This is a genomic window from Nocardiopsis sp. CNS-639, assembly GCF_000381685.1.
Lineage (GTDB): Bacteria > Actinomycetota > Actinomycetes > Streptosporangiales > Streptosporangiaceae > Nocardiopsis > Nocardiopsis dassonvillei.
In genome coordinates, this window is the sequence record NZ_KB906864.1 from 110,578 (window position 1) to 134,586 (window position 24,009).

Consider the following 24,009-nt stretch of genomic DNA (forward strand, 5'->3'; position numbering starts at 1 on the left):
GAGGCGGTGGTCGGTTACCCGTCCATGCTAGGGCGTGTGCGGAGCCGGTTCCCGGTGCCGGAGGACCTGGACGGCGAGGGTGACGAAGGCGACGCACAACAGGGCGTCCATCACGGCGCCCACGGGGACGAATCCCTTGAGGATGCCGTTGGCGTGCAGCGCCATCGAGAGGACGCACAGGAATCGGACCGCGCCCACGGAGCGGGTCGCGAGCAGTCCCGCGGCCAGGAGCACCCAGCCCAGGTTGGGGGCCCACACCACCGCGTACACGGGGTGGACCCGGGAGTAGAGGTACTCGACGAACGCGGTGGCCAGTTCCGGGGAACGGGCGTCGGTGAGCTGGAGGGCGACGAAGTTGGCGCCCTCGAAGAAGGCGCCCACCATCAGCCCGAACAGGCACACGATCCCCGTGACGGCACCCAGCACGGGCCGGGTCCTGGCGATCGCGGCGCCCAGCCCGGCGAAGGCCGGTACCAGGAGCAGCTGTCCGGTGAACCAGAGCCCGTACCCCCACGCCATCTGGAGGGGATCGTCGGCGTAGGCCGCGATCTGGTCCGGGAAGAAGAAGTGGTGCGGCGCCTTGAGAAGCTCCCCGGCCAGGAGCAGCGGCGGAGCCGCCGCCAGCGAGACGGCGGTCGGCCAGCGGCCGGGGAAGGGGCCGGGCACGGGGGCCTCGGCCCGTCCGGGCAGGTCGCGGAGCAGGGCCGTTCTCAGGGACGCGGACGCGAGAGGGCTTTTTCGGGGAGTGGAACGCATGCGGCCATCCTCGTCACCGGGAGGGCGCCGTGTCAGGAACGCTGCCACGACGGTCCACCGGGGGTCCGCACCCCCCGGGTAGCCCTGTCGGGGACGCGGCCGCGGTCGCCGCGGGCCCGCCGGATAGCATCGTCGGCTCCGGGAGAGGGGAGCGGGCGTGCACGAGTGGGCTCGGCGGGTGACGCGGGACTGGCCGCCGTTCGAGGTGGAGGAGCGCGGCGGCTGGCGGTTCGGCTTCGCGGAGGGGATCACCAAGCGGGCCAACTGCGCGCTCGTGCTGGACCCGGACGCGCGGGTCGCCGAGGTCACCGCCTACTACACCGGGCGCGGCCTGAGGCCCTGCGTGCAGGTGTGGCCGGGTGAGGAGGAGGTCGACCGGCGGTTGGAGGAGCACGGCTACGCGGTGGTGGAGCCCTCACTGGTCCTGGCCCGCGACCTCGGCGCGCGCCCCGACGCCCCGGGCACGTCCTCGGTGGCGGCCTCGCCCGGGCCCGGGTGGTCGGCCGCCGGAGCCGCGCGCATCCTCGGCCGGGTCGAGGCCGCCTACGGGGTGGCCGAGCGGGGCCTGGGCCGGGGCGCGGCGGTGCTGGACGGGGAGTCGGTGGCGCTCTGCGCCATGTTCACCGAGCCCGCGGCGCGCGGACGCGGCGTGGCCGCCGGACTGCTGGCCGACCTGCTGCGCTGGGGGTACGACCGCGGCGCGCGGCGGGCCTACCTGTGTGTGGTCGCCGACAACGCCCCGGCGCTGCGGCTGTACGGGCGCGCGGGGTTCGCCGAGGTGTCGCGGTACCACAGCCGTGTACTGGAGGGCGCGCACGAAGGCGGCGGCTCCTGAGGGGAGCCGCCGCCGGTGTTCAGGCCTGTTCTGTTGTGCTCTGTGGCTAACGCTCGTCCGTCTTGCTCTCGGTGAGCTTGTCGGTCTCGTCCTGGATGTCCGAGGCGATCTTGCGGAGAGAGTCGTCGTGCTTGCGCATGTGGTGGGCGCAGAACAGCAGCTCGCCGCCGGAGTTCAGCAGCACCCGGACGTAAGCCTGCGCACCACAGCGGTCGCAACGGTCAGCAGCCGTCAGCGGCTGGGTGGGGGCAAGGGTTCCAGTCACTTCGCCATCCTCAATACTCGGCGTTAGTCACCTCTGACAACATTTAACCCGACCAGGACGTTCCCAACCTGGTCCCGTGTACGCCGACAGCGGAATCTGCCTGGTTGATGCCTGGATGTCGTCTCATGTCCTTGTTGTACCCGCCTCATGGCTCGGCATCCCAGGAAATGGGGAGCATCCAGGTCGCATCCACCGGAGGTGGTAGTCTCGCGCGGGGCAGGCCCCCGTCCTCCCGCCGAGTCCCGGTGGTAGCAAGCGACCGGCACGCCGCCCCCCTATTCGTCAGTGCGGCGCGGTACAAAGGGCACGCACCGCACAGCGCCCTGATGGCCCTGAAGACGCAGGAGATGTCCGAGTGACCGCCTTGACCGCAGTCGTCCACGACCCCGAGGATTACTCCGCCCGACACCTGTCGGTCCTCGAAGGTCTTGAGGCGGTGCGCAAACGGCCGGGCATGTACATCGGGTCCACCGACAGCCGCGGCCTCACCCACTGCATGTGGGAGATCATCGACAACTCCGTGGACGAGGCCCTGGGCGGCTTCTGCACCCGGATCGACGTCACACTGCACTCCGACGGGTCGGTGTCGGTGAGCGACGACGGACGCGGAATCCCCGTGGACGCCGAGCCCAAGTCCGGCCTGTCCGGTGTGGAACTGGTCATGACCAAGCTCCACGCGGGCGGCAAGTTCGGCTCCGGCTCCTACACCGCCTCCGGCGGCCTGCACGGTGTCGGCGCCTCGGTGGTCAACGCCCTGTCGTCCCGCGTGGACGTCGAGGTCGACCGCCAGGGCCGCACCCACGCGATCAGCTTCCGCCGGGGCATCCCCGGCCGCTTCGCCGGTTCCGGCCCCGACGCCGAGTTCACGCCGGTCTCGGGCCTGGAGCAGGTCCGCAAGGTGGCCCAGAAGATCACCGGCACCCGCATCCGGTTCTGGCCGGACATGCAGATCTTCCTCAAGGACGCCGACATCGCCCGCGAGGCGCTGCTGGACCGGGCCCGCCAGACCGCGTTCCTGGTGCCGGGCCTGACCCTCTCCGTGCGCGACGAGCGGGTGGAGGGGGAGCCCGCCCACGAGGAGGAGTTCCGCTTCGACGGCGGCATCGGCGAGTTCTGCACCTTCCTGGCCCCCGACGAGCCGGTCAGCGACGTGCTGCGCATCCAGGGCAGCGGCAACTTCACCGAGACCGTCCCGGTCCTGGACGACGCGGGGCACATGGTGCCCGCCGACGTCGAGCGCCGCCTGGACGTGGACGTCGCCCTGCGCTGGGGTACGGGCTACGACACCACCGTGCGCTCCTTCGTCAACGTCATCGCCACCCCCAAGGGCGGCACCCACATCAACGGCTTCGAACGGGCCCTGGTGCGGGTGATCAACGAGCAGCTGCGCACCACCAAGCTGCTGAGGAACAGCGACGACCCCGTCACCAAGGACGACACCCAGGAGGGGCTCACCGCGGTCGTCACCGTCCGCCTGCCCGAGCCCCAGTTCGAGGGCCAGACCAAGGAGATCCTCGGCACCTCCGCGGCGACCAGGATCGTCTCCCAGGTGGTCGGCAAGGAGCTGCGCGAGTTCCTGACCTCCACCAAGAAGGTGGAGAAGGCCAGGGCGCGCAGCGTCCTGGAGAAGGTGGTCGGCGCCGCCAAGGCCCGCCTGGCCGCGCGCCAGCAGCGCGAGACCCAGCGGCGCAAGACCGCCCTGGAGAACTCGGCGCTGCCCGCCAAGCTGGTGGACTGCCGAAGCGAGGGCCTGGAGCACAGCGAGCTGTTCATCGTCGAGGGTGACTCGGCGCTGGGCACCGCCAAGCTGGCCCGCGACTCGGAGTTCCAGGCGCTGCTGCCGATCCGGGGCAAGATCCTCAACGTGCAGAAGTCCTCGGTCGCCGACATGCTCAAGAACGCCGAGTGCGCGGCCATCCTCCAGGTGGTCGGCGCCGGTTCCGGGCGCACCTTCGACATCGACGCGGCCCGCTACGGCCGGATCATCCTCATGGCCGACGCCGACGTGGACGGCGCGCACATCCGCTGCCTGCTGCTCACGCTCATCTACCGCTACATGCGGCCGATGCTGGAGGCCGGGCGGGTGTACGCGGCCGTGCCGCCGCTGCACCGCATCGAGCTGACCAACACCCGGCGCAAGCGCGGCAGCAAGCCCGAGGACCGCTACGTCTACACCTACTCCGACGCCGAGCTCTCGCGCACGCTGCTGGACTTGGAGAAGCGCAAGATCTCCTGGAAGGAGCCGGTGCAGCGCTACAAGGGCCTGGGTGAGATGGACGCCGACCAGCTGGCCGAGACCACCATGGACCCGCGTTACCGCACGTTGCGCCGGATCCGGGTGGAGCAGGCCGAGGAGGCCTCGTCCGTGTTCAACCTGCTGATGGGCAACGAGGTCGCCCCGCGCCGCCGCTTCATCCAGCAGGGCGCCCAGGAGCTGGACGTGACCCGCATCGACACCTGACCGGTTTCTCAGGGGGTCTGGGGAGGCTCCCAGGCCCCCTCCGCGAGGAACCGGTCGATGGTCGCGCGGTAGGGCGCCGGGTCCAGGCCCCGCTCCGCCACCCAGGCGTCGTTGTAGTAGCTGTGCTGGTAGCGTTCGCCGCCGTCGCAGATCAGGGTGACCACGCTGCCCCTGCGCCCCTCCCGGAGCATCCTGGCCACCAGGTGCCACACCCCCCACAGGTTGGTGCCCGTGGAGCCTCCGGCGGAGAGTCCGGTGCGGTCGTGCAGGTGGCGCATCGCGGCGATGCTCGCGGCGTCGGGCACCGGCATCATCAGGTCGATCACCGACGGCACGAAGCTCGGCTCCATGCGGGGGCGGCCGATCCCCTCGATCCGGGAGGGCATCCCGGTGGCGTAGTCGGACGCGCCGGTGACCCAGCCGGGGAAGAACGCCGAGTTCTCCGGGTCCACCACCGCCAGCCGGGTGCCCAGGCGCCGGTAGCGCAGGTAGCGGCCGATGGTGGCGGAGGTGCCGCCGGTGCCCGCGCCCACCACGATCCACTCCGGGCACGGGTGGCGCTCCATGGCCAGCTGTTCGAAGATCGACTCGGCGATGTTGTTGTTGCCGCGCCAGTCCGTGGCCCGCTCGGCGTAGGTGAACTGGTCCATGTAGTGCCCGCCGGTCTCGGCGGCCAGCCGCTCGGCCTCGGCGTACATCGCGGGCGGGGCGTCCACGAAGTGGCACCTGCCGCCGTAGCGCTCGATCAGGGCGATCTTCTCCGGGCTGGTCCTGCGCGGGATGACCGTGATGAAGTCCAGGCCGACCAGCTGGGCGAAGTAGGCCTCCGACACCGCGGTGGAGCCCGAACTGGCCTCCACGATGGTGGTGCCCTCCCGGATCCACCCGTTGGCCAGCCCGTACAGGAACAGCGAGCGCGCCAGCCGGTGCTTGAGGCTGCCCGTGGGGTGCACGGACTCGTCCTTGAGGTACAGGTCGATGCCCCACTCCGGGGGGAGCGGGAACACGTGCAGGTGGGTGTCGGCCGAGCGGTTGGCGTCGGCGACGACCCTGCGTACCGCCTCGTCCGCCCAGGAGCGGGCGCCGTCGTCGCAGCGGTCCACCCACGGGGTGTCGTCGCCCGGCCGCGGACCTGTCGGTGAGGATGCCATGCCCAGCAGCGTAGCCCGCACACGGGAGGGGCCGGGCCCCGAGGGGCCCGGCCTCGCTCCTGCTCGGGCGGGGAACCGCGGCCGACCCGGCCGTGGGGGCGGTCCGGGGGGAGGGGTCTCCCGGCCCCGGTGCGCACGCGGGTGCGGTGGACCGGGGGCCGATCAGTCCAGGGAGCCCCCGGACATCACCGCGTGCATGCGCCGGTAGGTGGCCGCCTCCTCGTGGCGGCTCTGGCGCTCCAGCGTGCGCGCCAGGGCGATGTGCGCCCAGTTGTCTACCGGGTCCAGCTCGATGATCCTGCGGAAGGTCCGCTCGGCCTTGTTGAGCTGTGCGGAGTGGAAGTAGGCGCGGCCCAGCAGCTCCAGCAGGGAGCGGCTGTCGGGTTCGTCGTCGACGATCGGTTCGAGGGTGCGGGCGGCGTAGATGGGGTCGCCCAGTTCCATGAACATGCGGGCGCGGTTGAAGGTGTCGTAGGTGTTCTCTTCCACGGTGCTCCTTCCGACGGCGCGGGGCCGTCCCGGATCACAACGGCCGGCGTACCGGTCGCATTCCCTGGTGGGGCGTGCGGGGGCGAAGGCGTGGGCAGGAGCCCACCGGGCCCTCCCGTGCCTTCGTCCCCACTGAAGAGATCCCCGCGCACGTGCGGCGCACACGTGGCCGAGCGCGGTCACCGCCTCCGCTCGGGAGCGGTCACAGGTCCGTCATGGTGATCCGGCCGGTGTCCACGTCGTACAGCGCGCCCGCGACCGGCAGGCCCTCGGGCAGCAGCGGGTGGTGGCGGATGCGCTCCAGGTCGTGCCGTAGCGCGCCCAGCTGGTCGTTGTCGGTGTGGAACTCCAGGCTGCGCGTGTCCACTCCGTACTGCTTTTCGATGAGGTCGTGAACGGCGTCGTCGCCCTCCACGGAGGCCATCTTGCAGCGGGTGTGCGGCATGATCAGCACCCGGTCCACACCGAGCAGGTACACCGCCAGCACCAGGGTGCGCAGGGTGTCGTCGGTCACGCGCGCGCCGGCGTTGCGCAGGATCTTGGCGTCACCGGGCTTGAGGCCGAGCATGTCCAAAGGCTCGATCCTGGAGTCCATGCAGGTCACCAGGCCCAGACCGCGCGCGGCGACGGGTTCGAGCCCGGAGAGGGAGAAGGACTCGGCGTAGGCCTCGTTGGCCGGTAGGAAATCGTCGAAGGCACTGGAGGAAGTGGTGCCGCTGTTGTCGCTCACGTGGAGGCGCTCCCTTGTCCCGTGGTCGCGGACGCGCCGCGCGCACCGGACGGATCCGGTGCGCGCGGCGCTCTCCGAGACGAGTCAGGCTTTCGCTCCGGGAACGGTGATCCCGGAGTCGGTCTGTCCGCTACCTACAGTAACGATCGCGCGGGGCAGCGCGTCACCGGACCCGTCCCGACGGTCGATCGGGTCGGGCAGGCGGACCGGCTTGCCGTCCGCGCGCGCGGCGCGGGCGGGGGAGCGGCCGATCCATCCGAACAGCAGGGTGTCCTCGCCCTTGAGGTAGCGGTGGCAGCGCACGCCGCCGGTGGCGCGGCCCTTGACCGGGTAGGCCTCGAAGGGCGTGACCTTGGCCGAACCGGCCTGGGTGCCCTCCAGGGCGCCGGAGGAGCCGGAGACGGTGACCACCACCGAGTCCTGCGGACTGGGCACGGCGCCGAACCACAGCACCCGCGCTCCCTCCGACAGGCGCACGCCCGCCACGCCGCCCGCGGGTCGCCCCTGGGGCCGCACGGCGCTCGCGGAGAAGCGCAGCAGCTGGGCCTCGGAGGTGATGAAGGCCAGGTCCTCCTCGCCCGTGGACAGCTGGGTGACGCCCACGACGCGGTCGTCGTCCTTGAGCGCCACGACCTCGAAGTCGTCCTTGTTGGGCGGGTAGTCGGGGGAGACCCGCTTGACCACGCCGCCGCGCGTGCCCAGGGCGAAGCCGGGACCCGAGGCGTCCATGGACACCACCGACACCACCCGTTCGTCCCCGTCGAGCTGGACGAACTCGGACACGTCCAGCCCCGAGGCCAGCGGCGGGCTGTCCCCGCCCTCGTCGGGCAGCTCCGGCAGCTCCACCACCGGCACGCGGATCATCCGGCCCAGGTCGGTGACCAGGCCCACGGCCGAGCGCGAGGTGGTGGGGACGGACACGTGGACCGCGTCGTGCCGGGTGCGCAGGCCCTCGTACACGCGCGGCACCGCGGGTCCCTTGCTGCGGCCGATCGCGCCGTCCACGCCCATCAGCACGTGGCAGGGCTGGTCGGCCATCTCCAGCGGGATCACCGCGCTGCGGGCCACGCCGTCGCTCTCGCGCAGCTGCGTGCGACGCGGGGTGGCGAACTCCTTGGCGACGTCGCCCATCTCCTTGGAGACCAGGCGGCGCAGCTTCTTGTCCGACTCCAGGACCGCGGTGAGGGCGTCGACCTCCTTGTTGAGCTTGTCCCGCTCGGTCTCCAGCTCCATCCGGTCGAAGCGGGTCAGGCGCCGCAGCGGGGTCTCCAGGATGTAGCGGGCCTGGATCTCCGACAGGTCGTAGGCGCCCATGAGCGACTCGCGGGCGGCGGCGGTGTCCTCGGCCTCGCGGATGAGGGAGATGACCCGGTCGATGTCCAGCAGGGCCACGAGCAGGCCGTCCACCAGGTGCAGGCGCTCCTGGCGCTTGGCGCGGCGGAACTCGCTGCGGCGGCGCACCACGTCGAGGCGGTGGTTGACGTAGACCTCGAGGAGTTCGCGCAGCCCCAGCGTCTGGGGCTGGCCGTCCACGAGGGCCACGTTGTTGATGCCGAAGGACTCCTCCATCGGCGTGAGCCGGTACAGCTCCTCCAGGACCGCCTCGGGGTTGAAGCCGTTCTTGAGCTCGATGACCAGGCGCAGGCCCTGCGTGCGGTCGGTCAGGTCCTTCAGGTCCGAGATGCCCTGGAGCTTCTTGGACTGCACCAGCTCCTTGATCCGGCTGATGACCTTCTCCGGGCCCACGCTGTAGGGCAGCTCGGTGACCACCAGGCCGGTGCGGCGCGCGGACACCTTCTCGATGGAGACGGTGGCGCGGGTCTTGAACGTGCCCCGGCCGCTGCGGTAGGCGTCGCGGATGCCGTCCAGGCCGACGATGGTGCCGCCGGTGGGCAGGTCCGGGCCCGGGACGAACTCGGTGAGCTCCTCCAGGGTGGCCTCGGGGTGGGCGATCAGGTGGCGGGCGGCCGCGACGACCTCGCCCAGGTTGTGCGGGGCCATGTTGGTGGCCATGCCCACCGCGATGCCGGAGGCGCCGTTGACCAGCAGGTTCGGGAAGGCGGCGGGCAGGACCTCGGGCTCGGTCTCCTGGCCGTCGTAGTTGGGCCGGAAGTCGACGACGTTCTCGTCGATGGAGGCGACCAGCTGCTCGGCGGCGCGGTCCAGGCGCGCCTCGGTGTAGCGCATGGCGGCCGGCGCGTCGTCGCCGCCCAGGGAGCCGAAGTTGCCGTGGCCGTCCACCAGGGGCACACGCATGGCGAAGGGCTGGCTCAGGCGCACGAGCGCGTCGTAGATGGCGGTGTCGCCGTGGGGGTGGAGGCGGCCCATCACGTCCCCGACGACGCGGGCGCACTTGACGTGGCCGCGGTCGTGCCGCAGCCCCATCTCGTTCATCTGGTAGAGGATGCGCCGCTGCACCGGTTTCATACCGTCGCGCGCGTCCGGTAGCGCGCGTTGGTAGATGACCGAGTAGGCGTACTCCAGGAAGCTGCCGCGCATCTCCTCGGAGACGTCGATGTCGATGATCTTCTCGGCGAGATCCTCGGGGGGACGGGAAGTAGTACGGGCCATGTCCGTAATTCTGGCCTGTGCCAGAGACTGAAACGTACAAGGACGCGTCACCGGACGGGTGTGAGCCTCGTGACGCGGCGTCGTGTGTGCCGCTGCGACGTGCGGGTTGTGTGGGGGTGGGCGGGTCCGCGATGTTTCTGTGCTTGGGTGCCGGACGGCCACACAACGCTCCGATCGTGCCCGGAACGCCCGAAACGGAGCCTCGGGCGCGGTCCGTTTCGGTTGGCGCGTCCCTCGGCGGGGCGGAGGGCGCCCCCGGCGCCCCGCGGGCGCCGGGGGCCGGGCGTCAGTCGGTGAAGGGGATCGTGACCGAGGCGCCGCCGTCGGGGCCGACCAGGACCCGCGAGGAGGCGTTGCCCAGGGCGCTCCACAGCTCGACGCGGACGGAGCCGCCCTCCAGGTCGCCGAGGGACCCGTCGGCGCTCGCCGCGCCCTGGCCCTGGGTGTACTCCTCCCAGCCGTTCAGGTCGTTGGTGGCGAAGTAGCGGTAGGTCTCCGTGCGGTCGTCGGTGCCGTCGCCGTCCAGGTCGTAGACCACGCGGACCTGGACCGCGTTGCCGACCGCGCCACCCGAGTCCACGGGCAGCGAGAACGCGGTGGCGCCGCCGGTGTGGGTGCCGGTCAGGTCGTCGGCGCGCAGCACCACGCGGTCGCCCGGCGGCAGGCCGTCCTGGTTGCGTCCCCCCGCGGAGGCCACGGTGATCTCGCCGACGGAGCCGTGCGGGGCGCTGGAGAGCGCGGAGGGGGTCAGGTGCAGGCCGCCGTCGCCGACGTTGCCCTCACCCGGGTCTCCGGGGTCGCCCGGATCGCCCGGATCGCCCGGGTCGCCGGGGTCACCGCCGCCGCCCTCGCCCGTGGTGGAGGCCAGCGAGCGGGGCTCCACCTCCAGTTCGACGCCGTCGGAGAAGGTGACCGTCAACGGGGAGCCGGAGGGGTTGAAGGCGACGTGCGTGCGCTCCCCGCCGTCGGTGAAGACGGCGTAGTGCGCGGTGTCGGCGGTCACGGAGATGTCCACGGTGCCGACCTCGGCCAGCGTCGAGACCCACTGGTAGGTGTGCGGCTTGGACTCGCCCGCCTCCGGTTCGTAGGTGCTCCACTGCTCCTCGAACATGCGCAGGGCGTCGTCGCCGTCGGAGAGGGCGCGGTGCTCCCAATGGATGTCGCGCCAGATCTGCGGCTCGCGGCCCAGGCGGTCCACCAGCGACTCGTACATCGCCCCGGCGTGCTCGGGGTCGTGCCCCAGGTACAGCGAACTCGCCGTGATGGGCAGGTAGTTGATGCCGTAGTGCTCCTCGTCGCCGCCGTCCCACCAGATGCGGTAGTCGCCGCCGTCGCCCCACACCATGCCGACGACGTCGTGCTCGAAGCCCTCGGGGAAGGTGTCGCCGCCGTGGTTCTGCCAGTAGCGGGTGATGGCGGAGGCCTGCGTGGTGTGCAGGTACACGCCCAGGTCGCGCAGCTCCTCGTCCCCGGTCAGGGCGCCGAACAGTGCGGTGGCGGCGGCGAAGTGCATGCCCTCGGAGGAGGACTCCTGGTTGTTCCCGGCGGCGAACCCCGCGTGCCCGGAGGCCCATCCGTGCCCCGCGTAGGGCGAGAAGGACCGCAGGCGCGGGAACATGTCGCTGTTCGGGTCGGTCTCGGCCACGTCGCGGATCAGCAGGCGGACCATGCCGCCCCAGGCGTCCTCGGCGGCCCAGGCGCTGTCGTAGCGGGCCACGACGGCCGCCGCGGAGACGAAGTAGCCGTAGTGGAAGTCGTGGTCGTTGACCTCGGTGGCGGAGCCGAAGCTGTCCGGGTAGCCGAGCATGGTGCCCCAGTCGGCCTCGTAGGCGAACTGGCGGGTCCCCCCGGCCGTGAACCAGTCCTCCAGGCGGCCCCGGACCAGGTCCAGCAGCGCGTCGCGGCCCTCGGTGTGGCCGATGGAGTCGGCGATGGGCACCAGCTGGGCCAGCCTGCCCAGCGCCTTGCCGTCCCAGTAGGTGTCGCCGGGCTCGGGGAAGTGCTCCTGCTCGGCCAGGACCTCGTCGATGAGCTGGCGCATGCGGTCGTGGTCGGCGCTGTCCACGGTCGGCAGGCTGGGCAGGATGCCCTGTGTGGCCAGCTCGGTGGTGAAGCTCGCGCCCTGCGCCACGCGCATCTCGCCCCGGGGGGAGGAGTAGGACAGGTCGGTGACGGGGGTGGAGGCCTCCTGCCAGTGGTGCGGGTAGAGGGCCATGAGCGTGCCCTCCTCACTCCCCTCGCGCGGCTCGGTCTCCACCCGGTAGGTGCTGGTCAGGGTGGCGGCGGCCTCGTCGTAGTCGTACTCCACGCGGGAGCCGGTGACGAAGGAGTGGGCGTAGGGGGCGAAGGTGTCCAGGTCCTCGGGTGAGGGCAGGACCGCCACGGAGTAGTGGCCCTCGGCGCCGGTCGGGGCGGTGAAGGTGTCGCCCGAGCGCGTCCAGGGGGCGTCGGAGGGGGAGAACAGCGCGTAGTGGCGGCCGCCCACGCTGGCGCCGACCACGGAGCCCTCCTGGTGCCAGACCTCGGGGGTGCCGGAGAAGGTCACCTGGGCGTCGCCCCCCGCGGTGTCGGCGTAGGCGAAGGGCAGGCCCTGGCCGATGGTCACGCGCAGGGTCCGGCCGGAGCCCTCCCAGTGCGCGGTGACGGTCCAGTCGCCGTGGTCGGCGACCCGGGTGTCGGGGGAGGACAGGCCCTGGACCCCCAGGGACAGGTCCGCGGTGTGGGGGTGCTCGTACTTGAGGCCGTCGGCGACGAGCTGGGGGTCCCGCGGGTAGCCCATCTCCAGCCCGCCCTCGTGGGGGTGGAAGCTGGCGGGGTGGGCGAAGAGGTTCTCACCGTGGGGGCTGTCGGGGTAGCGCTGGAAGATCAGCGACGACCACCACTCGTTGGTGGGGGCGTGCCCCTCGAAGTCCTCGGTCACCTTGGGGTCGACCGGGGCGCCGTTCAGGTCGGAGGGCCCGGGGGCTCCGGCGGGGAGGGTGTCGCTGTAGCCGCCCGAGCCGACGGGGACCTCGGCGGCCACGGCCGCCGGAGGGGCGGAGGCCACGCCCGCGGCGCAGACCAGGGCCGTGGCGGCGGCCAGGACGCCCATGCGCGGGGACCGCGCGCGCCGTGCTGTCGTCGGTCCGTTGGGGGGATGGTGGGGGGACGGTCGACTCCATGGGTGCCGCATACTGCGCCTTTCACTCGCTTCCGCGGTAGAGCGTCCGCCCTCTATGGGCGGGAGCGCTCCCAGGCGTGAGCCTTGGTAAATGAGTGTTCAGTCCCGGTTGTAGGAGCGCAATGCCAGGAAAGTGGAAAGTATCCTTTCTGTTACCGGCGGTGTTCATGAGGATCACAGGGGAACCCCGTCCCAGGTCGGCCGCGCACGCTCCGGGGCGGGCCGCTCCCGGGCGAAGCGGGACGGGGACGCGGGCCGGTTCCCCGTCACGCGGAACCGGGCCTGTGGACAACCGCTCGACCGTCCCCCGGCTCTGGTACCAAGGGACGTATGGCCACACCCACCCCTGACAGCACCGTTCCCACCACCGCGTCCGACGGCGCGCTGCGCGAGCGCGCCGAGGCGCACCTGCGCGCCCTGGCCGGGGACTCCGCCCGGCTGCGCGAGGACCAGTGGACCGCCATCCACGCCCTGGCCGCCGAGCACCGCAGAGCCCTCGTCGTCCAGCGCACCGGATGGGGAAAGTCGGCGGTGTACTTCGTGGCCACCGCCCTGCGGCGCGCCGAGGGGGCGGGCCCCACCGTCATCGTCTCCCCGCTGCTGGCGCTGATGCGCAACCAGATCGCCGCGGCCGAGCGCGCGGGCATCCACGCGCGCACCATCAACAGCTCCAACACCACCGACTGGGAGAACGCCTACGCCGACGTGGCCGCGGGCCGGGTCGACGTCCTGCTGGTCAGCCCCGAACGCCTCAACAACCCCGAGTTCCGCGACCGGGTCCTGCCCGAGCTGGCCGCGGGCGCAGGCCTGGTCGTCATCGACGAGGCCCACTGCGTCTCCGACTGGGGGCACGACTTCCGTCCCGACTACCGGCGTATCCGCTCCCTGCTGCACGACCTTCCCGAGGGGGTTCCGGTGCTGGCCACCACCGCCACCGCCAACGAACGCGTCACCCGCGACGTGGCCGAGCAGCTCCAGGCGGGCGGCGAGCGCGCGGACACCCTGGTCCTGCGCGGTTCCCTGGAACGCGAGAGCCTGCGCCTGGCCGTCGTCCGGCTGCCCGACCCCACCGCCCGGCTCAGCTGGCTGGCCGAGCACCTGCCCAAGATCCAGGGCTCGGGCATCGTCTACGCGCTCACCGTCAGCGCCGCCCAGGAGACCGCCCGCTTCCTCGCCCAGCAGGGCATGGAGGTGCGCGCCTACACCGGCCAGACCGACCCCGACGAGCGCCGCGAGGCCGAGGACGACCTGCTCGCCAACCGGGTCAAGGCGCTGGTCGCCACCAGCGCGCTGGGCATGGGCTTCGACAAGCCCGACCTGGGCTTCGTCGTCCATTTGGGCGCCCCCCAGTCCCCGATCTCCTACTACCAGCAGGTGGGCCGCGCCGGGCGCGGTGTACAGCGGGCCGAGGCGGTCCTGCTGCCCGGCCGCGAGGACACCCGCATCTGGGAGTACTTCGCCGGACTGTCCTTCCCGCCCGAGCAGACCGTGCGCCAGACCCTGGACGCGCTCGCCGAGGCGGGCGGACCGCTGTCCGTCGCGCACCTGGAGACCCGGGTGGACCTGCGCCGCACCCGCCTGGAGCAGATGCTCAAGGTGCTGGACGTGGACGGGGCCGTGCGCCGGGTGCGGGGCGGCTGGGAGGCCACCGGCCGGCCGTGGACCTACGACGCCGAGCGGTACGCGGCCGTCAGCCGGGCGCGCGAGCGCGAGCAGCGCGCCATGCTCGACTACCTCGACCTGGACACCTGCCGGATGGAGTTCCTGCGCCGCCAGCTGGACGACCCCGAGGCCGCGCCCTGCGGGCGCTGCGACGTGTGCACGGGCGAGTACTGGCCCGCGGACGTGGACTCCACCCGGCGCGAGGCCGCGGCCGAGCACCTGGACCGGCCCGGCACGCCCATCGCGCCCCGGCGCCAGTGGCCGACCGGGATGTCCGCCCTGGGCGTGGACCTGTCCGGCAGGATCGCCGAGGAGCTGCGGGCGGGGGAGGGCCGCGCCCTGGGCCGCCTCACCGACATCGGCTGGGGCAACGAGCTGCGCCGCGTCCTGGCCGCCGACGCCCCCGACGCGCCCGTGGACGAGCGCGTGCTCCAGGGCGTGGTGCGTGTCCTGGCCGACTGGAACTGGGACCAGCGCCCCGTCGGTGTGGTGGCGATGCCCTCGCTCACCCGACCCGGGATGATCACCGACCTGGCCGAGCGGCTGTCCCGGCTCGGGCGGCTGACGTACGTGGGGACGCTGGGGTACCGCACCGAGCGGGGCACCGGGCCGCGCAGGCACAACAGCGCCATGCGCCTGGAACAGGTCCACGCCGCCCTGGTGGCGGGGGAGGAGCTCACCGAGCGGATGGCGCGGCTACAGGAGCACACCCCCGGGCCGGTGCTGCTGGTCGACGACGTCACCGACACCGGCTGGAGCCTCACCGTGGGCGCCGCCCTGCTCCGCAGAGCCGGGGCGCCCCAGGTGCTGCCGCTCACCCTGGCCACCGCAGGGGGGTGAGCGGCGGACGAGCGGGAGCTCCGGCGGGAGCCCCGCGGGCGCCGTCCCGCCGCGGGCGGGCGCGTCCACCGCCCGCACCGGGCTCCGTGCCGTAGGACTTTCAGGGGCACCGAACCTGGCGGAGGGAGGCCCGGTCCGCGCGGGCGGGCGTCCGGGCTCGGGCCTTCGGGCCCTGCCGCCGGGGCCAGGGCGGCAGGGGCTCGGCGGATGTGTTGACCGCGTGAGCGGGTTACCGTTGGCCCTTCGGAGTCGGGCCGCTGGGCTCAGCGGGTGCGCTGGCCGCGTGGGCGGGTTGCCGGGGCTCGGCTCTTTGGTTCGCCGGGCCGTTGGGCTCAGCGGATGCGCTGGCCGCGCGGTGCGCCGCGGCGCACCGGCTGGCCCTCGCCCAGGTCCGGGCGGGCGCCCGGCTGGTGCAGGGCGCGCGCCGCCAGGCGGTGTGCCCGGCCCAGCGCCTCCTTGGGGTGGCGGCCGAGCAACCACGCGGGCAGGAAACCGGCGATGAAGGCGTCACCGGCGCCCACCGAACCCGGGGACGGGTCCACCGGCTCGGCCGGCGCGGTCACGCAGTCGTCGCGGGTCTTGGACGCCCACAGGCCGCCCTGCTCGCCGAGCTTGAGCACCACGTTGGGGTACCACGCGGTCAGCACCTTGGCGGCGGCCTCGGGCTCGTCCCTGCCGGTCAGCACCCGGGCCTGGTCGACGTTGGCGAACAGCAGGCGCGCGCCCTGCGTCCAGTCCAGGAAGTTCTCCGCGCCCGCGCGCTCCAGCGGCGCGTGCGAACCGCCGTCCACCGAGATCGACATCCCGCTGTCGCGGGCCATCCGCAGCGCCACCCGGGCGGCGCGCCGGGAGTCGTCGTTGATGAGGGTGTAGCCCGACACGTGCAGGTGCCCGTCCGGGCCGAACACGTCGCGGGGCAGGTCCTCGGGCTGCAGGCGGGCGTTGGCGCCCGGGTCGCTCAGCATCGTCCGGTCGCCCCGGTGCGTGATCATCACCACGCAGGTGCCGGTGGGCCGCTCCGGGTCCATCACCATCCGCGAGTCCAGGCCGTAGCCCATGAGTTCCATCTCACGGGTGCGCCCGGTGATGTCGGAGCCGCGGCGGCCGACGAACGTGGTGTCGGTGCCCTCCACGGCCAGCCACGAGGCGATGTTCGCCCCCGACCCGCCGCCGTACATGATCACGGACGCCGGAGTGTCGCTGCCGCGGGCCAACGGGTGGAACGCGCGCGCGACGGCGTCGGTCATCAGGTCACCGATCACGACCACTCGTGTCATTTCGCCAGCCACCACCGAGGGTTATCAGAATCCGTGCTCGCACGACGTTAACAGGTCAACCGTCAGCGGCGTGTAACGAAGTGACAGCACCCCGGCCACACCGCCTCCAGGCACCCCCGCGGAGCCGCGAACGCCCACGGGGCGGCCGATCCGGTCCGCGGACGGGGCACCGGCCCCGACCCGCGCCTCCGGGAGCGGGGGGACACACCGTGCGCGGTCCCGAGCGGGGTTTTCGCGCGGCCCGCACGGACTTTCCCCGGATTCGGCCGTTTGTCGTCTAGTCTCGCAGTCGTGCAGTCCTACCCGAACCACTGGGAAGCCGACGTCGTCCTGACCGACGGAGGCACCGCGCACCTGCGCCCCATCACCCCCGAAGACGCCGACCTGCTCCGCGAGTTCCACTCCCGTCTCTCCCCGGAGACGATCTACTACCGGTTCTTCGCGCCCTACCCCAGGCTCTCCGACCGCGACGTCAAACGCTTCACCACCGTCGACTACGAGGACCGCGTGGCACTGGTCGCCACCATCTCCGACTCCCTCGTCTCCGTGGTGCGCTACGACAAGGTGGCGCCGGAGGAGGCGGAGGTCGCCTTCGTGGTGGAGGACGCCCACCAGGGCCGCGGCCTGGCCTCGGTCATGCTGGAGCACATCGGCGCGGCCGCGCGCGAACGCGGGATGCGCCGCTTCATCGCCGACGTGCTGCCCGAGAACCGGCGCATGATCAACGTCTTCCGCGAGGCCGGGTACACCGCCCAGCAGACCTTCGACGAGGGCGTCATCCGCCTCACCCTGGACCTCCAGCCCACCGACGACTCCACCGAGGTCATGCGGGCCCGCGAGCAGCGCGCCGAGTCGCGCTCCATCGCCCGCCTGCTCTTCCCGAACTCGGTCGCGGTGATCGGCGCCAGCCGCACCGCGCACACCATCGGCCAGACCGCCCTGCGCAACCTCCTGGGCGGGGAGTTCCAGGGCCCGGTCTACCCGGTCCACCCCGAGGCCAAGGCGGTCGTGGGCGTGCGCGCCTACCCCTCGGTCCTGGACATCCCCGACCAGGTCGACCTCGCCGTCGTGGCGGTGCGCGCCGACATGGTCGTCGACGTGGTCGAGCAGTGCGCGGACAAGGGCGTGCACGGCCTGGTCGTGGTCAGCTCCGGGTTCGGCGAGACCGGGCCCGAGGGCCGCGCCCGCCAGGACGAGCTGGTGCGCACCGCCCGCGCGGCCGGGATGCGCGTGGTCGGTCCCAACTGCCTGGGCATCGCCAACACCGACCCCGAGATCTCGCTCAACGCCACCCTGTCCCCGGACCTGCCGCCCTCGGGCACGATCGGGTTCTTCTCCCAGTCCGGCGCCCTGGGCCGGGCCATCCTCCAGCGCGTGGCCGAGCGCGGCATGGGCCTGTCCACCTTCGTCTCGGCGGGCAACCGCGCCGACGTGTCCGGCAACGACCTCATGCAGTACTGGCAGGAGGACCCGGCCACGGAGGTGGTGCTCCAGTACCTGGAGTCGCTGGGCAACCCGCGCAAGTTCACCCGCCTGGCCCGGCGACTGGCCAAGCAGAAGCCGGTCGTGGCGGTGCGCAGCGGCGGCTCGGCGCGGACCACCCCCACCGGCCACGCCGCGGGCGGGCTCTCCCTGCCCGACTACGCCGTCACCTCGCTGTTCCAGCAGGCCGGAGTGGTGCGGGTGGACGACATCACGCAGATGTTCGACGCCGCCCAGGTGTTCGCCTACCAGCCCCTGCCCCAGGGGCCCCGCGTGGGCATCATCGGCAACTCCGACTCCCTGGAGCTGCTGGTCAAGGACGCGGCCGTCCGCCAGGGGCTCAAGCCGCACGACCCGGTCAACCTCGGCCCCCAGGCCACCGCGGAGGACTTCGACCGCGCCCTGGAGACGGCCCTGGCCGCCGAGGACGTGCACTCGGTGGTGGTCGTGTTCGTCCCCGCGCTGCACCCCATCTCCGACGACGTCGCCCGCGTGCTGCGGGCCCGCTCCCTGGACTCGACCAAGCCCGTCGTCACCACCTACCTGGCCCGCCAGGGGATCCCCGAGGAACTGCGCCGCGTCGGGGACCGGGGCCAGACCCTGCGCGGCTCGGTGCCCTCCTACCCCTCGCCCGAGGACGCCGTGCGCGCCCTGGCCTACGCCACCCGCTACGCCCAGTGGCGCGACCGCAAACCCGGACGCCACCCCGAGCTGCCCGACATCGACGGGGCCCGGGCCCGCGCCACCATCGTCCGCGCGCTCAAGAACGCCACTCCCTCGGCGGAGGAGATCGCCTGGTTCGGCGGCGAGCGCCGCTACGACGAGGAGACGGCGATCTCCGGCGAGGACGCCCGCGACCTGCTGGCCTGCTACGGCATCGCCGCCTACCCCGACATCCCGGTGACGTCGGAGGAGGAGGCCGTGGTGGCCGCGGGCCAGCTGGGCTACCCGGCGGTGGTCAAGGCCGACTCACCGGACCTGCGCCTGCGCGCGGGCGGCACGTTCGTCCGCGCCGACCTGCGCACCCCCGACGACGTGCGCAGCGCCTTCGCGGCCCTGCACGACCGCTTCGGCGACGAGGCCTCGCTGGTCGTGCAGCGCATGGTGGCCCCCGGGGTGCCCACGGTCATCCGGGCGGGCGACAACCAGTCCTTCGGATCGGTGGTCTCCTTCGGGCTGGCGGACGTGACCGCCGAACTGCTCGACGACCGGGCGTTCCGGCTGGCGCCGCTCACCGACATGGACGCCGCCGACCTCATCCACGCCGTGCGGGCCGCCCCGCTGCTGTTCGGACTGCCCGCCGGTGCGACCTCGCTCGCCGAGCAGCCCAACGTGGAGGCGCTGGAGGAACTCCTCGTCCGGGTCTCGCGCCTGGTGGAGGCCTTCCCCGAGATCGGCTACATCGACCTGGACCCGGTCCTGGTCAACGCCACCGGCGCCCACGTGCTGGGCGCGCGCGTCTGGCTCCGTGAGGCCCCCGACGTGCGGCCCGACGCCGGGCCCCGGCGACTGCGCGGGGTGACGTTCTGATCATGGGGTGGGCATCCCGTTTCACGTCCCGGTCGCGAAGTGTCACGGGAAAGGGGCAGGATAGGAGTATGAGGAAAACACGCGCCGTGTCCACGGACTGGCGGACGGAGATCGAGCGCAGCGGGTACTACCCCGCGCTCGTGATCGACGCCGTCGCCACCGCCCTGGGGAGCGAGGGCGCCGAGGCGTTCATCGTGCACCACGAGGCGACCTTCGACCCGGCCATGGAGATGCGGCGGCACATCACGGTGATGCTGTTGACCGCGACCCGCCTCGTGGTGTGCCACACCGACGAGCACCCGCCCACCGAGCCCGGCGGCACCTCGCACGCCTCCACCACCACCGACAGCATCCAGTTGGGCAACATCCAGTCGGTCGCCCTGACCCGTGTGGTGCCCAACCCCGCCCAGTACACGCCGGGCAGCATGCCCAGCGAGCTGGTGCTGAGCGTCAACCTGTCCGTGAACTGGGGCGCGATCGCCCACATCGACCTCGAACCGGCCGCCTGCGCCGATGAGGAGTGCGAACTCGACCACGGGTACACCGGCGCGATCACCGCCGAACCCCTCACCCTGAGGGTCAGCGAGGCCGCGGACGGCGCCGGGGCGGTGTCGGCCATGATGCACTTCGCCGACGCCCTGTCCGAGGCGACCACCCGCCCCTGAGGCCACCGGAGTCGCGGAGGGCCCCGACCGCTCCGGCGGCCGGGGGCCCTCCGACGCGCGGTGTCCGCGCCGCGCGCCGGGCGGCCCACGGCGGGGGCGGACCGGGCAGTCGACCCGTCACGCCGCACACGCGGCCACCCGTGAGCGGGACTTAACAAGCGGGGTGTACACGGACATGGTGTCCCGAGGGCCCGGTTGTCTAGGGTGGGACCGGCCTCGTGCACCACGCCACAGGGCCGGGCGCGTCCGGCCACGAGCCGGGCGCGCACGCGCGCCGCGACAGGCACGCGCGCGTTCCCCCTCTCCAGCACCCGCGAGTACGGACCCTGAGAAAGGCCCGCCTGCGATGACGCAGCACCCCTCCCCGACCCCCTCGGACGACACGCCCCTGGTACGCCTGGCCGTCGAGCGCTCCATCGCCACGGTCACCCTCGACTCCCCCCGCAACCGCAACGCCCTGTCCGCGAGGCTGCGCGCGCAGCTGTCCGCGGCCCTGGCCGCGGCGGTGGCCGACGACGAGGTCCGCGCCATCGTGCTCACCGGCACCGGCCCGGTGTTCTGCGCCGGAGCCGACCTGAAGGAGGTCGGCGCGGCCCTGCGGGGCGCCCCGGCCGAACCGGCGCCCGAGCTCCCCGAGATCTTCGAGCAGATCATGGGCGCCCCCAAACCTGTGGTCGCCGTGCTCAACGGCGCCGCCCGCGCCGGGGGCATCGGACTGGTGGCCGCCGCCGACATCGCCCTGGCGCCCAAGAGCGCCACGTTCGCCTTCACCGAGGTGCGCATCGGCGTGGTCCCCGCGATCATCTCCGTCCCGGTGTCCGCGCGGATGCACTCGCGCCAGCTCAGCCGCTACTTCCTCACCGGCGAGCTGTTCGACGCCTCCGCCGCCGCCAAGGCCGGTCTCCTCACCCAGGCCGTCCCCGACCGCGACATGCCGCACGCCGTGGACGCGATCCTGCAGGGACTGCGGGGTTCGGCGCCGCGCGCGCTGTCGCGCACCAAGGAACTCCTGGGCGAACTGGGCGCGGGCGCGCTCGCGGCCCCGGACCGGCGCACCGAGGCCTTCGCCCGGATGGGCGAGCTGTCCGCCGAGTTCTTCGCCAGCGAGGACGCCGCCGAGGGCCGCGCCGCCTTCTTCGACAAGCGGGCGCCCCGCTGGGCCAGGTGACCCCGGCCGCGGCGCCCCGCCCGGGCCGCCGCGGCCGCACACCCGTGCCACCCTGGTGCGTCCGCTCCCGGACGCGGGCCACAATGGTCGGGTGAGCTACTCCGGAGATACCAGGGTCGGCGGTCCCGCCGACCTGCGACGACTACCGCACCTGACCATCACCAAGCTGGCCGTCGGCCCGATGGACAACAACGCCTACCTGCTGCGCTGCCAGGGCACCGGCGAGGCCGTCCTCATCGACGCCGCGGCCGAGCCCGACCGCATCCTGGAGCTGATCGGCGAGGAGGGCCTGGCACGGGTGGTCACCACCCACCGCCACCAGGACCACTGGCAGGCCCTCGCCGAGGTCGTGGGCCAGACCGGGGCACGCACGGTCGCCCACCCCGACGACGGCGACGAACTCCCCGTCTCCGTGGACGAGCCCGTCGTGCACGGGTCGCGCGTCCCGGTCGGGGAGTGCCACCTCACCGTCATCCACCTGCGCGGGCACACCCCCGGGTCGATCGCCCTGCGCTACGACGACCCCGAGGGCCACACCCACCTGTTCACGGGTGACTCCCTCTTCCCGGGAGGCGTCGGCCGCACCTGGTCCGACGACGACTTCCGCGTCCTGTTCGCGGACGTGGAGGAGCGCGTGTTCGGGGCGCTGGCCGACGACACCTGGGTCTACCCCGGGCACGGACGCGACACCACCCTGGGCGCCGAGCGTCCGCACCTGGGGGAGTGGCGCGAGCGCGGCTGGTAGCGGCCTCAGGCGCCGAAGCAGCAGAACCCCGTCCGCCCGAGGTGGACAGCCACCGCCTCGGGCGCGGGGACGCCCGCGGCGAGCGCGCGGTGGAACAGCCGCATGGCCCCGGCGGTCCCCGCGTCCCGGACGGGGACGGGGCTGGCCACCACCGTGCGGACCCCGGCCGCGAGCAGCGCGCCGGTGAACCCGAGCGGAGCCCCGGCGCGGTCCGCGAAGCCCCGGCCGCTCCAGCAGGTCGACAGCACCACCGTGTCCGGGGTCTCGGCCAGTCCGGCCAGGTCGCAGGCGAGCAGCGGCCCGTCGCCCAGGCCGACCGAGGCGAGCATGGGCGAGCGGCCGGGGACCCGCCCGTGCCCCGCCAGGTGGACCAGGTCGGCCCGGCCGAGAGCGGACAGGACGTCGGAGCGCAGGGCCCGGTCGGCACGGAGCACGCGCGCCCCCGGGTACACGTCGGCCAGCTCGGCGACCTCGCGCGCCGCCCCGTCCGGTTCGGGAGCCGCCACCAGCAGCACCCGCTCCGGCGGGCGGGGCACGGGTACCCCGGAGCGGGTCCGGTCCAGCCAGAACCCGGCACCGGGCACCAGGTTCAGCGGACGGCCCCGCAGCGCGGGGAGCATGCCCCAGGGGGGATCGCCGAGGTAGGAGTCGCCGGCCACCACCAGCGGAAGGTCGCCGACCAGCGCCAGCAGCGGTTCGAGGAGGACGCGGGCGGCGTCCTCGGCCGCCTCCCGCGCCTCGCAGCCCTCCTGTGCGAACGCCACCGGGTGGACGAACCGGGCCATCGCACGGGCCACCCGCGGGAGCGGCCCCAGGACGCGGGCGTGCACCCGTCCGGCCGCGGCCACGAGCGCGACGGCCTTCCCGTCCGCCCGCGTGTACCGCACGAAGGCCCGGTCGTCCAGCCGCTCCAGCAGCGCGCCCGCCACGGGCGCGGGTGCGGGGGTGCGGCGCGCGCCCGGGGTCTGGTGGTGCGCCTGCCAGCGGGCCGACTCCAGGCGCCGGGCCAGGACGTGCGGGTCGCGGCCGCGGACCAGCGCCGCACGGTAGCGGTCGGCCAGCGAGGCCGTCGCGGGTGTGCGTACGCCGGGACCGGGGACGTGGGGCGCGGCCCAGGTCCGGGCCAGTTCCGCCCACTCCAGGGCGGTGGCCGCCTCTCCGGCGCGCAGGGCGCTCTCCAGGCCCGCGCGGACGACGTGGGGGTCGCTCACCGCGCCCGCCAACCAGGGACCCGGAGCGAGGCGGGCGTGCGCGTCCAGGATGTCCAGGGCCAGGTGGGCGGCGCCCTTCCCCGACGATCGCGGCGCGGCCAGGGGCGCGCGGACGGCCAGGGCGTTCCTGGCCCGGGCCACGGGGGAGGTCGTCCGGCCCTCGCGCAGCGCCATCCTCTCCAGGCGGGTGGCCAGCCGGTACCACAGCGAGCCCGTACCGAAGGAGTGCCGCACCCGGCGGGTGAGCTCCACCGTGTGGCGGTGGTCGCCCCGCAGCAGCCGCAGCTTGGCCTCCACCAGCAGGGCGTTGGCCGACGAGCCCCCGGCCCAGGGGCCGTCCGCGAGCGCCGTGGCCGCCTCCTCCACCAGGCCCTCGGCCAGCAGCGCCTCGGCCAGGTCCACGTGCAGCGCCTCACGGCGTTCGGAGGGCAGCCGGTCGGTCAGGCCGTGGAAGGTGGCGATGGCCGCGGGGGCGTCGCCCCGGTAGAGGCTGAGGCAGCCCAGGTTCTGGTCGATGACCAGGCCCATCAGCGGCAGACGGCGCTCCCGTGCCAGGGACCGGGCCTCGCGCAGGTGTTCCTCGGCCTGCGGGAAGCGGCCGCACAGCGTCTGCGCCAGTCCCAGGTTGAGCAGGACGCCGGGCATCACCGTCGCGGACTCGGCCACCGGGTGGCCGAGCAGGCGCCGGTGGGCCTCGTCCAGCAGGGCCGCGGTCTGCTCGAACATGCCGCCCTGCGCCAGCCGCACGCCGTGGCTCACGCGTGCGAGCAGGGATCTGCCGGACCGCAGCGCGTGGTGGTCCGGGCAGGCGGCGGAGAGGGGGGACTCGGGGGAGAGGGGGGAGGGCTGGGCGCGCAGGGACACGACCGGTGCCTTTCACCGAGGGGGCGGGCCGCACACAGTGATAGCAGCGCGGGGAGGGCGCGCGGGAGGGGCCGCGTCCGCCTGCGCGCAACTCGGCTGAGGCGAACCCGGACGAAGCCGGTCGAAGGGCCCCCATCAGGAGTCGGT

Annotated in this window: 16 protein-coding genes; 7 read left to right on the top strand and 9 right to left on the bottom strand. The window is 73.2% G+C overall.

The genetic code is table 11. The features are described 5' to 3' along the window. Positions 1 to 27 precede the first annotated feature (27 nt). Positions 28 to 756 (bottom strand): hypothetical protein, encoded by a 729-nt coding sequence (locus G011_RS0117710; protein ID WP_026338409.1) that lies wholly within the window; start codon positions 754 to 756, stop codon positions 28 to 30. A 157-nt stretch (positions 757 to 913) separates the two neighbouring features. On the opposite strand from G011_RS0117710, the gene G011_RS0117715 reads away from it, so the two are divergent. Continuing rightward, on the top strand, positions 914 to 1,591 hold the full coding sequence (locus G011_RS0117715; RefSeq protein WP_026338410.1) for a GNAT family N-acetyltransferase: 678 nt from the start codon (positions 914 to 916) through the stop codon (positions 1,589 to 1,591). Between the two features lie 46 nt (positions 1,592 to 1,637). Here G011_RS0117715 and G011_RS0117720 read toward each other — a convergent pair whose 3' ends face one another. Continuing rightward, the gene (locus G011_RS0117720) at positions 1,638 to 1,856 is read right to left on the bottom strand and encodes a hypothetical protein (protein ID WP_013154321.1); all 219 of its coding nucleotides are present in this window, start codon (positions 1,854 to 1,856) and stop codon (positions 1,638 to 1,640) included. A 355-nt stretch (positions 1,857 to 2,211) separates the two neighbouring features. Between G011_RS0117720 and G011_RS0117725 the strand changes: the two genes are divergently transcribed. After that, positions 2,212 to 4,317 carry a type IIA DNA topoisomerase subunit B gene (locus G011_RS0117725; protein ID WP_019609661.1) on the top strand — a complete coding sequence of 702 codons (2,106 nt, stop codon included), beginning with the start codon at positions 2,212 to 2,214 and terminating at the stop codon, positions 4,315 to 4,317. A gap of 8 nt (positions 4,318 to 4,325) precedes the next feature. Here G011_RS0117725 and G011_RS0117730 read toward each other — a convergent pair whose 3' ends face one another. The 5 genes from G011_RS0117730 to G011_RS0117750 form a co-directional block, all read right to left on the bottom strand. Further along, the gene (locus tag G011_RS0117730; protein WP_026338411.1) at positions 4,326 to 5,468 is read right to left on the bottom strand and encodes a PLP-dependent cysteine synthase family protein; all 1,143 of its coding nucleotides are present in this window, start codon (positions 5,466 to 5,468) and stop codon (positions 4,326 to 4,328) included. A 162-nt stretch (positions 5,469 to 5,630) separates the two neighbouring features. Next, positions 5,631 to 5,957 carry a M48 family metallopeptidase gene (locus G011_RS0117735; RefSeq protein ID WP_013154318.1) on the bottom strand — a complete coding sequence of 109 codons (327 nt, stop codon included), beginning with the start codon at positions 5,955 to 5,957 and terminating at the stop codon, positions 5,631 to 5,633. A gap of 202 nt (positions 5,958 to 6,159) precedes the next feature. After that, complete coding sequence (locus G011_RS0117740) at positions 6,160 to 6,687, bottom strand: carbonic anhydrase (protein WP_019609663.1); 528 nt, start codon at positions 6,685 to 6,687, stop codon at positions 6,160 to 6,162. Positions 6,688 to 6,771: 84 nt separating this feature from the next. Continuing rightward, on the bottom strand, positions 6,772 to 9,258 hold the full coding sequence (locus tag G011_RS0117745; protein WP_019609664.1) for a DNA topoisomerase (ATP-hydrolyzing) subunit A: 2,487 nt from the start codon (positions 9,256 to 9,258) through the stop codon (positions 6,772 to 6,774). Between the two features lie 286 nt (positions 9,259 to 9,544). Then, positions 9,545 to 12,349 carry a glycosyl hydrolase gene (locus G011_RS0117750; protein WP_019609665.1) on the bottom strand — a complete coding sequence of 935 codons (2,805 nt, stop codon included), beginning with the start codon at positions 12,347 to 12,349 and terminating at the stop codon, positions 9,545 to 9,547. A 399-nt stretch (positions 12,350 to 12,748) separates the two neighbouring features. On the opposite strand from G011_RS0117750, the gene G011_RS0117755 reads away from it, so the two are divergent. Further along, the gene (locus tag G011_RS0117755; RefSeq protein WP_019609666.1) at positions 12,749 to 14,920 is read left to right on the top strand and encodes a RecQ family ATP-dependent DNA helicase; all 2,172 of its coding nucleotides are present in this window, start codon (positions 12,749 to 12,751) and stop codon (positions 14,918 to 14,920) included. A 332-nt stretch (positions 14,921 to 15,252) separates the two neighbouring features. Here the strand turns inward: G011_RS0117755 and G011_RS0117760 are convergent, their stop codons facing one another. Then, positions 15,253 to 16,188 (bottom strand): carbohydrate kinase family protein, encoded by a 936-nt coding sequence (locus G011_RS0117760; protein WP_019609667.1) that lies wholly within the window; start codon positions 16,186 to 16,188, stop codon positions 15,253 to 15,255. A gap of 300 nt (positions 16,189 to 16,488) precedes the next feature. Between G011_RS0117760 and G011_RS0117765 the strand changes: the two genes are divergently transcribed. From G011_RS0117765 to G011_RS0117780, 4 genes are all read left to right on the top strand, one after another. Further along, positions 16,489 to 19,209 carry a GNAT family N-acetyltransferase gene (locus G011_RS0117765; protein ID WP_019609668.1) on the top strand — a complete coding sequence of 907 codons (2,721 nt, stop codon included), beginning with the start codon at positions 16,489 to 16,491 and terminating at the stop codon, positions 19,207 to 19,209. Positions 19,210 to 19,295: 86 nt separating this feature from the next. Further along, positions 19,296 to 19,874 carry a DUF5998 family protein gene (locus G011_RS0117770; protein WP_019609669.1) on the top strand — a complete coding sequence of 193 codons (579 nt, stop codon included), beginning with the start codon at positions 19,296 to 19,298 and terminating at the stop codon, positions 19,872 to 19,874. A 346-nt stretch (positions 19,875 to 20,220) separates the two neighbouring features. Further along, positions 20,221 to 21,042: an enoyl-CoA hydratase-related protein gene (locus G011_RS0117775; RefSeq protein ID WP_019609670.1), complete on the top strand. Its 822-nt coding sequence runs from the start codon at positions 20,221 to 20,223 to the stop codon at positions 21,040 to 21,042. A gap of 91 nt (positions 21,043 to 21,133) precedes the next feature. Then, on the top strand, positions 21,134 to 21,787 hold the full coding sequence (locus G011_RS0117780) for an MBL fold metallo-hydrolase (protein WP_019609671.1): 654 nt from the start codon (positions 21,134 to 21,136) through the stop codon (positions 21,785 to 21,787). A gap of 5 nt (positions 21,788 to 21,792) precedes the next feature. On the opposite strand, the gene G011_RS0117785 is transcribed toward G011_RS0117780, so the two are convergent. Next, positions 21,793 to 23,862: a CHAT domain-containing protein gene (locus tag G011_RS0117785; protein ID WP_019609672.1), complete on the bottom strand. Its 2,070-nt coding sequence runs from the start codon at positions 23,860 to 23,862 to the stop codon at positions 21,793 to 21,795. Positions 23,863 to 24,009 lie beyond the last annotated feature (147 nt).